General features: G+C 65.5%; 15 protein-coding genes. 7 read left to right on the top strand and 8 right to left on the bottom strand.

Going from position 1 to position 12,541, the window contains the following annotated elements:
* The first annotated feature begins 18 nt into the window (after positions 1–18).
* The gene (locus D3880_RS16095; protein ID WP_119894438.1) at positions 19–231 is read left to right on the top strand and encodes a DUF3820 family protein; all 213 of its coding nucleotides are present in this window, start codon (positions 19–21) and stop codon (positions 229–231) included.
* Positions 232–358: 127 nt separating this feature from the next.
* On the top strand, positions 359–742 hold the full coding sequence (locus D3880_RS16090; protein ID WP_238474363.1) for a cupin domain-containing protein: 384 nt from the start codon (positions 359–361) through the stop codon (positions 740–742).
* 93 nt (positions 743–835) lie between these two features.
* Here the strand turns inward: D3880_RS16090 and D3880_RS16085 are convergent, their stop codons facing one another.
* The 4 genes from D3880_RS16085 to D3880_RS16070 all read right to left on the bottom strand — a co-directional run bounded on the left by D3880_RS16085 (position 836) and on the right by D3880_RS16070 (position 4,101).
* Complete coding sequence (locus D3880_RS16085; protein WP_119894437.1) at positions 836–1,447, bottom strand: LysE family translocator; 612 nt, start codon at positions 1,445–1,447, stop codon at positions 836–838.
* 22 nt (positions 1,448–1,469) lie between these two features.
* Positions 1,470–2,111: a LysE family translocator gene (locus tag D3880_RS16080; RefSeq protein ID WP_119894436.1), complete on the bottom strand. Its 642-nt coding sequence runs from the start codon at positions 2,109–2,111 to the stop codon at positions 1,470–1,472.
* Between the two features lie 106 nt (positions 2,112–2,217).
* The gene (locus D3880_RS16075; RefSeq protein WP_119894435.1) at positions 2,218–2,748 is read right to left on the bottom strand and encodes a hypothetical protein; all 531 of its coding nucleotides are present in this window, start codon (positions 2,746–2,748) and stop codon (positions 2,218–2,220) included.
* A gap of 114 nt (positions 2,749–2,862) precedes the next feature.
* The gene (locus D3880_RS16070; protein WP_119894434.1) at positions 2,863–4,101 is read right to left on the bottom strand and encodes a dienelactone hydrolase family protein; all 1,239 of its coding nucleotides are present in this window, start codon (positions 4,099–4,101) and stop codon (positions 2,863–2,865) included.
* 147 nt (positions 4,102–4,248) lie between these two features.
* Here D3880_RS16070 and D3880_RS16065 point away from each other — a divergent pair, with 147 nt between their 5' ends.
* The 4 genes from D3880_RS16065 to D3880_RS16050 all read left to right on the top strand — a co-directional run bounded on the left by D3880_RS16065 (position 4,249) and on the right by D3880_RS16050 (position 7,983).
* The gene (locus tag D3880_RS16065) at positions 4,249–5,370 is read left to right on the top strand and encodes a beta-ketoacyl-ACP synthase III (RefSeq protein ID WP_119894433.1); all 1,122 of its coding nucleotides are present in this window, start codon (positions 4,249–4,251) and stop codon (positions 5,368–5,370) included.
* 200 nt (positions 5,371–5,570) lie between these two features.
* Positions 5,571–6,173, top strand: coding sequence for an RNA polymerase sigma factor (locus D3880_RS16060; RefSeq protein WP_119895760.1), 603 nt, complete (start codon positions 5,571–5,573; stop codon positions 6,171–6,173).
* Entirely contained in the window at positions 6,167–6,400 is a 234-nt protein-coding gene (locus tag D3880_RS16055) for an anti-sigma factor family protein (RefSeq protein WP_119894432.1), read from the top strand. Before D3880_RS16060 ends, D3880_RS16055 begins: the two co-directional genes overlap by 7 nt.
* Before the next feature lie 719 nt (positions 6,401–7,119).
* Complete coding sequence (locus D3880_RS16050; protein WP_119894431.1) at positions 7,120–7,983, top strand: universal stress protein; 864 nt, start codon at positions 7,120–7,122, stop codon at positions 7,981–7,983.
* Between the two features lie 85 nt (positions 7,984–8,068).
* On the opposite strand, the gene D3880_RS16045 is transcribed toward D3880_RS16050, so the two are convergent.
* From D3880_RS16045 to D3880_RS16030, 4 genes are all read right to left on the bottom strand, one after another.
* Positions 8,069–9,226, bottom strand: coding sequence for an HPP family protein (locus D3880_RS16045; protein ID WP_119894430.1), 1,158 nt, complete (start codon positions 9,224–9,226; stop codon positions 8,069–8,071).
* Positions 9,227–9,623: 397 nt separating this feature from the next.
* Positions 9,624–10,280: a YceH family protein gene (locus tag D3880_RS16040; RefSeq protein ID WP_119894429.1), complete on the bottom strand. Its 657-nt coding sequence runs from the start codon at positions 10,278–10,280 to the stop codon at positions 9,624–9,626.
* A 261-nt stretch (positions 10,281–10,541) separates the two neighbouring features.
* Entirely contained in the window at positions 10,542–11,066 is a 525-nt protein-coding gene (locus D3880_RS16035; RefSeq protein WP_119894428.1) for a DUF4124 domain-containing protein, read from the bottom strand.
* A gap of 149 nt (positions 11,067–11,215) precedes the next feature.
* Entirely contained in the window at positions 11,216–11,491 is a 276-nt protein-coding gene (locus D3880_RS16030) for a metal/formaldehyde-sensitive transcriptional repressor (protein WP_119894427.1), read from the bottom strand.
* 73 nt (positions 11,492–11,564) lie between these two features.
* Here D3880_RS16030 and dmeF point away from each other — a divergent pair, with 73 nt between their 5' ends.
* On the top strand, positions 11,565–12,509 hold the full coding sequence (dmeF, locus tag D3880_RS16025) for a CDF family Co(II)/Ni(II) efflux transporter DmeF (RefSeq protein ID WP_119894426.1): 945 nt from the start codon (positions 11,565–11,567) through the stop codon (positions 12,507–12,509).
* The last annotated feature ends 32 nt before the right edge of the window (positions 12,510–12,541 follow it).

The raw sequence follows: 12,541 nt of genomic DNA, 5'->3' as shown, positions 1-12,541 counted from the left end.
CTTCCGGCGAGACGTTCCGTGAACCCCGAAGACCTGCAACTCCTGATCACCCGCACCATGCCCTTCGGCAAGTACCAGGGCCGCGTTATCGCCGATCTGCCCGGCAATTACCTCGGCTGGTTCGCCCGCCAAGGCTTCCCCAAGGGCGAGCTCGGCCGGCTGCTGGCGCTGATGCATGAGATCGACCACAACGGCCTCAACGCGTTGCTCGAGCCGCTGCGGCGCCGTTAACGCTCTGCTCGCGCTGTCGCTCTGCTTGAGCGCGCGACGCTCAGCGGTACGTGGCCAGGATCGTGTCGAACGCCCCGTCCTCCTTCATCCGCGCCCGCGCCAGGCGCGGTGCGTGCGGTTCCGGCGCGTGCTTTTCGGCCACCAGAGTCAGCGCCTCGGCCCAGGCCAGTGCCGCGCGTTGGCCCGCGGTGGCGCCGGCGACGCGGAGGTCACGCCGCTGGCCGCGGCGAAGCTGCCGGCCATCGCGAGTGCGCAGGCCAAGGCGTTGCGCGTCGACTTCGCCCCCGGCGCCGAGTCGCGGCCGCACAGCCATCCGGGGCCGGTGTTCGTGGTGGTGGCCAGCGGCGCAGTCGAGTCCGCGCTCGACGGCGGCGCGGTGCAGCGCTTCAAGGCGGGCGATGCCTGGTACGAGGCGCCCGGCCAGTTGCACCGCATCACCCGCAACGCCAGCCAGACGCAACCGGCGAGCCTGGTGCCTGGCTGTTCTCGGACGGCCAGACGCCGCTGGTAAAGCCGCAGCCGACCTCACCCTGAAGGTTTGGCTGTCTACTCATAGGATGGGTTGAGCGCAGTGATACCCATCGGCGGGGCGGTCGAACCGTGCTCAGCGGGTCAGCGGCAAGGCCGCGCCCATCAGGCCGAACAGCCCGCCGCAGCAGCGGTTGAAGGCCTTGCCGCTGCGTTGCAGCCAGGGGCGGACGCGGTGGGCGAGGCGCGCCAACAGGTATTCGGTGCAGCCTTCGGTCACCGCGAAGGTCAGCGCCATGACCGCGAACTGCAGCCAGAGGTCGCGCTGCGGGTCGAGGAACTGCGGCAGGAAGGCGCCGTAGAAGAGGATCACCTTGGGGTTGGACACGGCCGACAGCAGGCCCTGCCGGAGCATCGCCGGGGCGGACTTGCGCGCGGCCTGGGCCGGGGCGCTGAGATGTAGCGCCGGGGCGCGCCAGAGTTGGATGCCGAGCCAGATCAGGTAGGCGCCTCCGGCCCATTTCAGCAGCGTCAGGGCATCGGCCGAGGCCTGCAGCAGGGCGCCGATGCCGAACATCGACAAGGCCATCAACACGACGAAGCCGAGCACGCCGCCGGCCACCGTCCACAGCGCCCGGCGGTGGCCGTACAGCGCGCCATGGGTGAGGGCGAGCAAACCGTTGGGGCCGGGCGTCAGCGACAGGCCGATGACGGCGGTGAGGTAGAGCAGCCAGATGTGCAGGGCCATGGGTGTGGTTTTCTCCGAAGTATCAGGCGTGTTCGGCCAGCGCCAGCTTGACGCCGAGCGCGGCGAACAGCCCACCGATCAGGCGCGTCAACCAGAGCTTAGCGGAACGGCTGACACGCAATTTGCTGCGGGCGTAGGCGGTGAAGAATGCCAGGAAATGACACCAGAGCAGGCTGCTGAGGTTGAAGATCAGCCCCAGCAGGACGAAGGCCAGGGCCTTGTGCTCGGCCTCGGGAGCGATGAACTGCGGCACGAAGGCGAGGAAGAACAGCGCCACCTTGGGATTCAGCACATTGGTGAGAAAACCCTGGAGGAAGATGCGCCGGTAGGGCAGCGCCTCGAGCGCCGATGGGTTTTTGTTCGGCGCTGAGTTCGGGCGTTGCGCCAGCAGCATGCGCAGGCCGATGTAGATCAGATAGGCGGCGCCGATCAGCTTGACCAGGGTGAAGGCGGTGGCCGAGGTGGCGAGCAGGGCGGAAAGGCCGAGGGCGGCGGCGAGGATGTGCACGCAGGTGCCGGCGCCGATACCCAGCGCCGCGGCCGAACCGGCGCGCCAGCCCTGGCTGGCGCTGCGGGTCATGATCAACAGCGAGTCCGGCCCCGGGGCCATGTTCAGCAGCAGGGCGGAGAGGATGAACAGGGCGAGATCGTGGGTGCCGAACATGGCGGGACTCCGTGGCGAGGCGATGCCCGACGAGTCTGGGCGATGATCGGGCGGGCGGTCAAAGGGCGAGGGCCGCGGCGTAGCGTGCTCGCCCTGCAGATCTGGACTACTCCGACAATTCGGCGCGCAGGCTTTCATAGGCCGGCGCCGCGTAGATGCCGATCTCCACGCACAGGGCCATGACCCGCTCGAGGTCGCAGGTGTAGACCAGCGCGATTTGCAGTTCGTCATCCAGCGGCTCGCTGAAATCCACCAGCACGTAGCCGCCCTTTTCCGGATACAGGCTGCTCATCTGCACCTGGATGCGGTTGAGCGCCTTGAGCGGCTCGACCTTGCGCAGATCCTTGGGCTTGAGGACGAACGCCACGTCCTTGCCGAACGAGGCGACGATCTGTTCGAACAGCTGGTCGTAGCTGTCGGCCTGGAACAGCACGATATCCGGCAGGCTGCCGACCACTACCCACTCGCCGAGCGGGATCGGGAAGCTGTCGTCGTAATTGATGTCCGGGTTGGCCTGCAGGAAGGCCTGCGGGTCGGCATAGGCCTGCGCCGCGTCGCTGGCAATCTGCTCGATCTCCTCGGCGCCCATACAGCCCGAGCTTATTTTGCTGATCAGTTCGACGAGTTGCTCTTTCATGGCCGGAGTCCTGGGAGGGAAAAAAGGCGCGCAGGATATACCGAAGACGGGCGCTCGTGGATGGCTTGGCGCCGAAGGGGCGCCCGCAAGCGAGCGGCCCTGCGTGTGCGCCAGCTACTTGCCTTCGCTGTCCTTCCAGCGCGCCATCAGGGTGTTCGACGGCAGCGTCTCGTCGACCAGTTTGCGCGCGGTCTCTACCCCGGCGACCGGCAGCAGCTGCGGGTCGAGCAGGCCGATCTGCACCAGCACGCTGGCCTGGTCCCAATAGATGTGCTCGTGGCATAGCTTCGGCCCGCGGAACTTGATCACGCCGACCATGGGGATTTCCACCCGTTTGCCGGTGGGGGCGATGCCCGGCAGCATCCAGTCGATCTCGGTGGTGTGGGTGAAGCTGAAGAGGAATTCGTCCACCAGTTGGGTCGCGCCGACCGTACGCGAGAGCGGGGTGAGGCGGGTGTCCGGTGGGTTGCCGTGGACGAAATGGTGCTGGTAGAAGCGGCTCAGGTTCTTGTAGCCGACGCCGCCGGTCATGGTCGGAATATGGTTGACGTAGGGCTCATCGACCATGGTGGTCATGGTCGCCGGCACGTCGCGGTTGGCGAATTCCTGGCGGGTGTGTTCTTCCCACAACGCGGCCAGGTCGTAGTGCGGGCCGATTGCGCGGCGCAGTGCGGCGATGCTGCGTTCGTGGGCGAGCAGGGCGGCGGTCTTATCGTAATGCAGACCGCCGACCCGAGCGAAGGCGTGATCGACGCCAGGGTAACTGTACAGCTCGATCTGCGGTTGGCCGCCGAGGCCGGCCTGAATGGCTTGACGTGCAGCGGCCGGGCAGAACTGGTCGAGTTCGGCGAGATGCAGCAGCAGGCGGCCGCGGATGTTGGCGGCTTCGGCCAGGCTGTGCTCGATGCCGACGCCGTAGTAGCCCACCGAACAGGCCACGTCGGTGCGCGCGGCGGTCAGGTAGGCCAGCTTGCCGCCCAGGCAGAAGCCGACGAAGCCGGTTCCGACCTGCGCCTCGACCTGCGGCAGGGCGCGCAGGGCGGTGAGGGTGGCGGCGATGTCGTCGATGCCCTTGTCCGGGTCGAAGCGCTGGAACAGGTCGAAGGCCTGCTGGAAGTCGCTCTCCGTAGAGCCCAGCTCGATACCCGGCTGCAGACGCCAGAACAGGTCGGGAACGATGGCGACGTAGCCTTCCTCGGCATACAAATCCGCCACCGCGCGCATGCTGGCGTTGACGCCGAAAATCTCCTGACCGATGACCACCCCCGGGCCTTTACCGCTGGCCGGTAAAGCCAGGTAGGCGCTGAACTGGCCGCTGCCATCGGCGGCACTGATCTGGACTGTGCTACCCATGCTGTTTTCCTCATCTATAGGGCGATTTGGGCAAAACTGCCGACGATGATGCACTGACGAACACCAAGCGGGAAGTATGGGGATTTCCCTGCTTTTTGGGGCACAATAGCCGCCATTCCGATCAATAACCTCTCGAGAGGAACGACCGTGCATAACGTCGTCATCAGTGGTACCGGCCTCTATACCCCGGCAAATAGCATCTCCAATGAAGAGCTGGTCGAGTCCTTTAATGCCTATGTCCGTCAATTCAACGCCGACAACGCCGCCGCCATCGAGCGCGGCGAGCTGGAAGCGCTGACCGAATCCAGCGCCGCCTTCATCGAAAAGGCTTCGGGCATCAAGAGCCGCTTCGTGATCGACAAGGCCGGCATCCTCGACCCGCAGCGCATGACACCGCGCATTCCCGATCGCTCCAACGACGAGTGGGGCATCCTCTGCGAGATGGCCGTGGGCGCCGCCAAGCAGGCGCTCGAGCGCGCCGGCAAGACCGTCGCCGACATCGACGGGGTGATAGTCGCCTGCTCGAATTTGCAGCGCGCCTACCCGGCGGTGGCCATCGAAGTGCAGGCCGCATTGGGCATCCAGGGCTTCGGCTACGACATGAACGTCGCCTGCTCCTCGGCGACCTTCGGCCTGCAGGCCGCGGCCAACGCCGTGCAGCTCGGCCAGGCCCGCGCGGTGCTGATGGTCAACCCGGAGATCTGCACCGGCCACCTGAACTTCCGCGACCGCGACAGCCACTTCATCTTCGGCGATGCCGCCACAGCGGTGATCGTCGAGCGCGCCGACCTGGCCACCTCGCAGCATCAGTGGGACGTGGTCGGCACCAAGCTGCTGACCCAGTTCTCCAACAACATCCGCAACAACTTCGGCTTCCTCAATCGTGCGGCGGAAGAGGGCATCGGCGCCCGCGACAAGCTGTTCGTGCAGGAAGGCCGCAAGGTGTTCAAAGATGTCTGCCCGATGGTCGCCGAGCTGATCGCCGCCCATCTGGCCGAGAACCGGCTGAACGTCGGCGACGTCAAGCGCTTCTGGCTGCACCAGGCCAACCTCAACATGAACCTGTTGATCGCCCGCAAGCTGCTCGGCCGCGACGCCGAGCCGGGCGAGGCACCGGTGATCCTCGACACCTACGCCAACACCAGCTCGGCCGGTTCGGTGATCGCCTTCCACAAACACCAGGACGACTTGCCGAGCGGCGCGCTGGGCGTGCTCAGCTCGTTTGGCGCCGGTTACTCGATTGGTAGCGTGATTCTGCGCAAGCGCTGACTAGAATGGGGTGAGTGAGCGAAACCCATAGTTGCGGGCTGATCGCTGCGCTCAACCCATCCTACGGTCTGCTCCCTCTCCCCCTGCTTCGTAAAAGAAAGGCGGGAGAGGATTGGGGAGAGGGCCGCTGTTGTCTGTCTCCCCCGGCCTCTCTCCCACGAGTGGGAGAGGGGAGATAGAAAGCAAACCCGGGGATGCCCATGACCGACGCCGACCTGTTGCCCCGCCTGCTCGCCGGCGAGCAGCAGGCCTATGTCGAGCTCGTCGGCGCCTACCAGGGCGCCATGCGCGCAGTGGCCTACGCCATCGTCGGTGCGCGCCATGCCGACGAAGTGGTGCAGGACGCCTGGCTCGCCGTGGTGCGCAATCTCGACGGCTTCCAGGGCCGTTCCAGCCTGAAAACCTGGCTGCTGACCATCACCGCCAATTCCGCCAAATCCCGCCTCAAACACCACCGTCGCGAGGTGCTGCTCGATGACCTGCCAGGCCCGCACGGCAACATCGGCGCCGAGCGCTTCGCCGCCGACGGCCACTGGCAGAGCCCGCCGTCGGCCTGGCACGAGGATTCGCCCGAGGCGCTGCTGGCCGAGGACGAGCTGCGCGAATGCCTGGAAAAGACCCTGGGCAGCCTGTCCGAGTTGCAGGGCAGCGTGTTGCTGTTGCGCGAGCGGCAGGGTCTGGAGTTGCAGCAGATCTGTAATCTTCTGGACCTTTCCCTCTCCAATGTCCGGGTGTTGCTGCACCGCGCGCGCCTGAAGGTGTTTGCCACTCTGGAGCACTTCGAGGAGACCGGCCAATGTTGAGCTGCAAGGAACTGGTGGCCCATTCCAGCGACTATCTCGACGCGCAGTTGCGCCTGCGCGAGCGTATCAGCGTGCGTGCGCATCTGGCGCTGTGCTGGAGGTGCCGGCGCTTCCTGCGGCAGATGCGGGTGACCCAGGGCGTGCTGCGGCGCCTGCCGGAGGCCGCGATTCCGGAGCTGGAGGCGCTGACGGCGCGGTTGGCGGAGCTGCGCAAGCAGAACTCCTGAGGGTGCCTGCGTAGGCTGTCATTCGCCCGCTAGAGCAATGCACCGGCTGGGCTTACGATGGTGCACTGCCTGCGGCGAGAGCCCCCTACGAAACGGGCGCCGATAGCCATCCGGTTTACAGCTCAGGCCATGTCGAGGATCACCTTAGCGCCCGGCTGCCCGCGGCCTTGCCGAACAGCTCATGGGCCTTGAGCGCCGCGGCGAAGGCGAAGCGCTGGATGATCAGCTGCGGCGGGTCGAGCCTGCCGGCATCCAGCATCGGGCGCCACCTGGCCATTGAGCACAGCGCATTCGTAGCCGTTCGACAGGATGTTGCTGAGCATCGCCCTGGCTGCCGCGCTGCAAGAGTCAGCCTAGGCGGCCTAAGAGCCTGTTTACGATTTCGCGAGCTAGAGTCAAACAAGGCGCAACGTAGCGAAGCGGAGTAACAGCCGCAGGCTGGTCCGCAGGGTGAGCGTAGCGAATCAAACAGCTGAGGAAGCGGAGTTTACGTGTTGTAAATGAGCATGACTCGCTTCGCTCGCCCCTTCGGGGCCGCACTAAAGTGCGTTAGCCGCAAGCGGCTTCCGAAGCCGTTTTCAACGCAGTTTGACTGACGCGCAGCAGATCGTAGACAGGTTCTAAGTGGACTGCGGCTTGACTTGTATGAACAGCTCCGGGCTTTGCCTGCGGTGGAATAACGCCAGCACTAGCCAACGGACGCGAGCGAGGTGACGCAGATGAACAGACTACTGGTGGCAACCGACCTTTCTGCCCGTTCGGATCGCGCGGTGCAGCGCGCTGCCCTGCTGGCCCGGCGCTTCGCCTGCGACTGGACGCTGCTGCATGTGGTGGATGATGACGGTCCGCGGGCGCTGATCGAGCGGCGCCTCAGCGATGCCCGCGAACTGCTGGAAAACCGCGTCGAGGGCCTGGCGCTGATCGCCGGGCGGCGCCCGCAGGTACTGGTGCTGGTCGGCGACATCGAGCAGACCGTCAGTGAGACGGCGGTGGGCAGCGGCTGCCAGCTGCTGGTGCTGGGCATGCACCGCAAGAGCCTGCTGCGCGAGATTTTCACCGGTACCAGCACCGAGCGGATCATCCGCAGCAGCCGTCTGCCGGTGCTACGGGTCGGCGCCACGCCGGAGACGGACTACCAGCGCCTGCTGCTGGCCACCGATCTGTCGCGCTGTTCCGCCCTGGCCGTGCAGACCTGTCGTGAACTGGGCCTGCTGGAAGGCAGTGAGGTGAACGTCGTGCACGTGTTCGACGCTTTCGTCAAAGGGGAACAGCTGTTTGCCGGCAGCGACGGCGAAACCCTCGCCCGCGGCACGCAGGCGGCCGAGGCCGAAATCGAGGCGCGCCTGCAGCGCTTCCTGCGCGAGCAGCGCTTGGAACTGCCGGCCGCTCAGGTACGGATCGAGGAAGGCTTTTCGGTGGTGGTGCTCAAGCGACTGGCCGAGGAACTCGCCCCCGACCTGCTGGTGATCGGCACTCACGAGCGCAGCGGGCTGAAGAAGATGATGCTCGGCAGCGTCGCGGAAACCCTGTTGAGCGAGCTGCAACGCGACATTCTCTGCGTGCCGATGCCATTGGCACGCTAGCAGCGGCGACCCCGCCGGCCATCTGTGCGGGTGCAGGAGCAGGGCGGGTGAAGCCCGCCGATCGCAGCAGATCCGAGACAGACTCTTAGGCCGTTGCCACCCGCTGCTGCAGCAGATGCTTAAGCCAGCGCTGGGACAGCGCGGCGATCAGGTCGGTCTGGCTGACGATGCCCACCAGATGGTTGCCGTCATCCACCACCGGCAGGTAGTGCAGGCCCTGATCGGACAGCAGGGCCACCAGCTCGACCAGGTGGGTGTGCGGCCGCACGCTGATCACCGGCTGCGACATGATTGCCCGCAACTTGGTGCCGCGCAGGTATTTCAGGCGCTGGAACAGGCTGTTGCCCTCAAGCTGAAAGTGGCCGAGCAGGTCCACCAGGGTGACGATGCCGACCAGTTGGCGTTGCTTGTCGAGCACCGGCAGGGCCTTGAGGTGGTGCTCGTTGAGCATCTGCCAGGCGTGCTGGATGAAGGTGTCCGGGCGCGCCGTCTGCACATCGCGGGACATGATGTCGGCGGCGCAGATCTCGCCCATGCTGCGGCGCAGGGCGTGCTGCTCGGTGTGGTGGATCAGCTGCTCGAGATCCTCGCGGGTGATGTCGAGGTACTGGCCGAAGTCTTCTAGCGCATGGTCGAGATCGCCCGGGGTGAAGCCCAGGCGCTGGCTCGGCGGCAGGTCGGCGGTCTGGTGCTGGCTGACTTTGACCGGCTGGCGCGGGTAGGGCATGCGGCTGAGGTTGTTGTACAGCAGCGCCACCGTCAGCAGCACCGCCGAGCTGAGCAGCACCGGCAGCACCGCGCCGAGGCCGAGGTCGCTGAGCGGCGGCCCGGACAGCACCATGATCAGCGCCACCGCGCTGCTCGGCGGATGCAGGCAGCGCAGGGCGAAGCTGACGATGATGGTCAGGCCCATGGCGGCGCAGGCAGTGAGCAGTGTGTGGTCGATCCAGTGCGCGGCGCTGGCGCCGATCAGTGCCGCTACCAGATTGCCACCGAAGATCGACCAGGGCTGCGCCAGCGGGCTGCTGGTCACGCCGAACAGCAGCACGGCCGAAGCACCCAGCGGCGCTGCCACGCGCAGGGCGACCTCCAGGCCGAACACCTCGGTGCAGGCCAGCACGGCCAGCAGCACCCCGCAGAAGGCGCCCAGCGCCGCGCGCAGCCATTCGCGCGGCGGTGTGTTGAGGGAGATCGGGCGGAAGCGTTTCAGCCAGTCCAGCAGTGAGGCGTCGGAATCTTTCATGGCGGCGGTAGGCAGGGAAGAGCCGAGCATTCTAGGGGCAATGCATGGCCGCTCGCGAGCCGGTGACGAAATGTCGCAGCGAGGCTGATTCATCGGCCTGAGCCGGTGCGGCATGTGACGATAGCCGCAGCCTGTAGGATGGGTTGAGCGCAGCGATACCCATCATGGCGGTTCGATGGGTATCGCAGGCTCAACCCATCCTACGAAGCTCTTCCGAAGGGAGAGAGAGTTGTCCGTGGCGCCCACATGGGCGCGGTGCATGAACGCAGCTCCGGCCAGTCCCCTCCCGTCGGGAGAGGGTTAGGGTGAGGGGGCTGTGCCCTGGAGCCCGCCCCAGATGGGTTGTTATTCCCGGTGTCAGGGGTTCGGACCGGCGTTGCGCGCGGCGCAAAGGCCGTTAGTCCCCAAGCAACTGCGTCAGCTTTTCCTCCAACTCCGCCACGCGCGCTTCCAGGGCTTGAATACGCTCCTCGTGATCGGCGTTGTTGCTACCGCTGGATGTCACCTCACTCTGCCGGGCGGCAAGCAGGGCATCGAGGTCGGACGGGTCGCCCAGCAGGTGCATGTAACGATCCTCGCGCTGGCCGCTCTGACGTGGCAGCAGGGTGGCCAGGCCTCGACTGCTCAGGCGCTCCAGCTGGTGCTGGACCTGCTCGCCGTCCTCGAACTGGTACAGCCGGTTGCTGCGGGCGAGCAGTTCGCCGATGGTCTGCGGGCCGCGCAGCAGCAGCAGACCGATCAGCGCCAACTGCGGCTGCACCAGTTCCAGGGTCTTGTCGACGCGCTGTTCCCAACGGTCGGCGCGGCTGGCCATCTGCAAACGCACCAGTTCGCGCCCCTCCAGGCGGCGCAGCGCCTGGCCGATCGGCCCGGCATCGAGGTTCATCACCGGTTCGCGGCTGGTCTTCTGGTTGCAGGCCAGTTGCAGGGCATTGAGGGTCAGCGGGTAGCTTTCCGGGGTGGTCGCCTGCTTCTCGATCAGGCAGCCGAGAATGCGCACTTCGACGGCACTCAGGGGTTCCTGGCTGAACGGGCTGGGGGAGTCGGTGGGCATGGCGGCATCCGTTTGCGGGGGGAAAAGGAGCCTTAGGCTAGCCCGAGTTGCGTGGCGATGACACCGGCAAGTGGCTGGCGATCGCGTGAGGCGAGTGCGTCAGCGGTTCTGCCGCGCCTAAGAACCTGTCTCGGATCTGCTGCGCGTCGGCCAAACGGCGTTAAAAACGGCTTCGGAATGCTCATTTACAACTCGTAAACTCCGCTTCCTCAGCCGTTTTTACCTTGTTTGACTCTAGCTCGCGAGATCCGAAACAGGTTCTTAGCGCATCTGCTCTTCCTCGAGTTGCGGCCCGGTGTGCTTTAGCGCATTGCGTGGCGCACCCACGCCTTTGGGCTGCGGTCGCGGCGGCTCGACCGGGTGGGGCGGTGGTAGCGGGTGCGGATAAGGCGGTGGGTACGGGCGCTGGTGATTGCGATAGGGCCTTGGGCGGTGGACGTAGTCCGGGTCGTAATACTCGGCACCCTCGTCGTAGTCGTCTTGATAGCGGTCCTCGTCTTGCACCACCGGTTGTTCGCTCGGCGTGCTGGCGGGCGGTAGCGGCGGCGGTTCTTGCGGTTCAGGTTCTGGCGGCCGCGGCTTGGCCAGCGGCACGGGCTCGCCGCTGCCGCTCGGGGCCTCGTTGTGCGGCTGCATCACCGCATCCAGGGTCTGCTCGGGCGGGCAGGTGGCCTGGGTAAAGGTGATATTGCCGTTGCGGTCCACGCACTTGAGCACCGTGGCCGCCCAAACCGCAGGGGCCTGGCCGGCCAACAATAGCACCGCCAACCAACTGGCTTTGTTCATCGAGGCTCCTTCGAGGCAGTAGGGCTTTTCGGGAAGGCTCGAGCCTGCCCACCGCCTCTGCTTAGTGTAAGTGGGGGCGGGGAAAAGGTCGCGGGGCGAGGGGTTGCGGTTCGACCGGCCTGTAACTGCGAGGCGGTTTGCTGCGGTGGTTACTTGAGGTAGGAGCGCAGTGCCGAAAGCACTTGCTCCAGATCTTCCTTGCGTTGCTCCGGGGCGATGGCTTCCGGTCCAAGGTGTTCGCGGATGTGCCCTTCCAGCACCTCGGTCATCAAGCCGTTCACGGCCCCGCGGATCGCGGCAATCTGCTGAAGCACCGCAATACATTCAGCCTCTTGCTCCAGGGCCTTTTCCAGGGCCTCTGCTTGCCCTTTGATGCGGCGAATGCGCGTCAGCAAGCGCTTTTTTTCGTGAATGGTATGTGCCATTGGTCTTCCTGGGCAGTGATGAATATATACTGGGGTATAGTATATTTCGTGATTTCTCACTGGACGGTATCAAATGTCGCCTGCAGCTTCTACCGAGGCCTGGAGCCACTCTCATGTGTTTGATGAGGGGAACCCGCTAGCCGAGAGGAACACCCTCTGGGCGGTTGTCCTCACTGCCGTAATGATGGTCGCCGAGATTGCCGGGGGCTGGTTCTTCAACTCGATGGCGCTACTCGCCGACGGTTGGCACATGAGTTCCCATGCCTTGGCGCTCGGTTTGTCGGTTGCGGCCTACGCCGCGGCCAGGCGCTTTGCCCATGACCAGCGCTTTAACTTCGGCACTTGGAAAATCGAGGTGCTGGGCGGCTACACCAGCGCCATCGCCTTGGTCATGGTCGCCGGTTTGATGCTCTATCAATCCGTCGAGCGGCTGATCGCGCCGTCGCCGATCCATTACGACCAAGCCATCGCCATCGCCATCGGCGGTCTGCTGGTCAATCTGGCCTGCGCCTGGTTGCTCAGGGGCGGCCATAGCCATAGCCACAGTCATGACGCTCATGGGCATCACCACCATCATGACCATCACCATGATCTGAACCTGCGCTCCGCCTATCTGCACGTGATGGCGGATGCGGCCACATCGGTGCTCGCCATTCTGGCGCTGATCGGTGGCAAGTACTGGGGCGCCAGCTGGCTCGACCCGGTCATGGGGATAGTCGGCGCCGGTCTGGTGGCGTCCTGGGCTTACGGATTGCTGCGCGAGACCGGGCGCGTCTTGCTCGATGCGGAAATGGATGCGCCGGTGGTGGCGGAGATCCGGGAAGTCATCGAAGCCTGCCCGATACCGGTGCAGATCAGCGACCTGCATGTCTGGCGGGTCGGCAAAGGCAAATACGCCTGCATCGTTAGCCTGGTCACCTCAGGCGCCAGCAGTCCCGACTATTTCAAGGAGCGCTTGCGCGTGCACGAGGAGTTGGTGCACATCACCGTCGAAGTCAACGGGCGTCAGCCCATCTAGTCCCTGCCGGCAACGGCGCCAGCCAGGGAGTC

Source organism: Pseudomonas cavernae, assembly GCF_003595175.1.
In the GTDB taxonomy this organism is placed as follows: Bacteria; Pseudomonadota; Gammaproteobacteria; order Pseudomonadales; family Pseudomonadaceae; genus Aquipseudomonas; species Aquipseudomonas cavernae.
The sequence above is the reverse complement of the archived record's forward strand: the minus strand, read 5'-3'. Positions and strand labels throughout refer to the sequence as shown.

Excerpts from the sequence above, each read along its gene's own strand:
- D3880_RS16085 (WP_119894437.1), bottom strand. The coding sequence starts at position 1,447 with ATGGCCCTGCACATCTGGCTGCTCTACCTCACCGCCGTCATCGGCCTG.
- D3880_RS16080 (WP_119894436.1), bottom strand. The coding sequence starts at position 2,111 with ATGTTCGGCACCCACGATCTCGCCCTGTTCATCCTCTCCGCCCTGCTG.
- D3880_RS16075 (WP_119894435.1), bottom strand. The coding sequence starts at position 2,748 with ATGAAAGAGCAACTCGTCGAACTGATCAGCAAAATAAGCTCGGGCTGT.
- D3880_RS16070 (WP_119894434.1), bottom strand. The coding sequence starts at position 4,101 with ATGGGTAGCACAGTCCAGATCAGTGCCGCCGATGGCAGCGGCCAGTTC.
- D3880_RS16060 (WP_119895760.1), top strand. The coding sequence starts at position 5,571 with ATGACCGACGCCGACCTGTTGCCCCGCCTGCTCGCCGGCGAGCAGCAG.
- D3880_RS16055 (WP_119894432.1), top strand. The coding sequence starts at position 6,167 with ATGTTGAGCTGCAAGGAACTGGTGGCCCATTCCAGCGACTATCTCGAC.
- D3880_RS16050 (WP_119894431.1), top strand. The coding sequence starts at position 7,120 with ATGAACAGACTACTGGTGGCAACCGACCTTTCTGCCCGTTCGGATCGC.
- D3880_RS16045 (WP_119894430.1), bottom strand. The coding sequence starts at position 9,226 with ATGAAAGATTCCGACGCCTCACTGCTGGACTGGCTGAAACGCTTCCGC.
- D3880_RS16040 (WP_119894429.1), bottom strand. The coding sequence starts at position 10,280 with ATGCCCACCGACTCCCCCAGCCCGTTCAGCCAGGAACCCCTGAGTGCC.
- D3880_RS16035 (WP_119894428.1), bottom strand. The coding sequence starts at position 11,066 with ATGAACAAAGCCAGTTGGTTGGCGGTGCTATTGTTGGCCGGCCAGGCC.
- D3880_RS16030 (WP_119894427.1), bottom strand. The coding sequence starts at position 11,491 with ATGGCACATACCATTCACGAAAAAAAGCGCTTGCTGACGCGCATTCGC.
- dmeF (WP_119894426.1), top strand. The coding sequence starts at position 11,565 with ATGTCGCCTGCAGCTTCTACCGAGGCCTGGAGCCACTCTCATGTGTTT.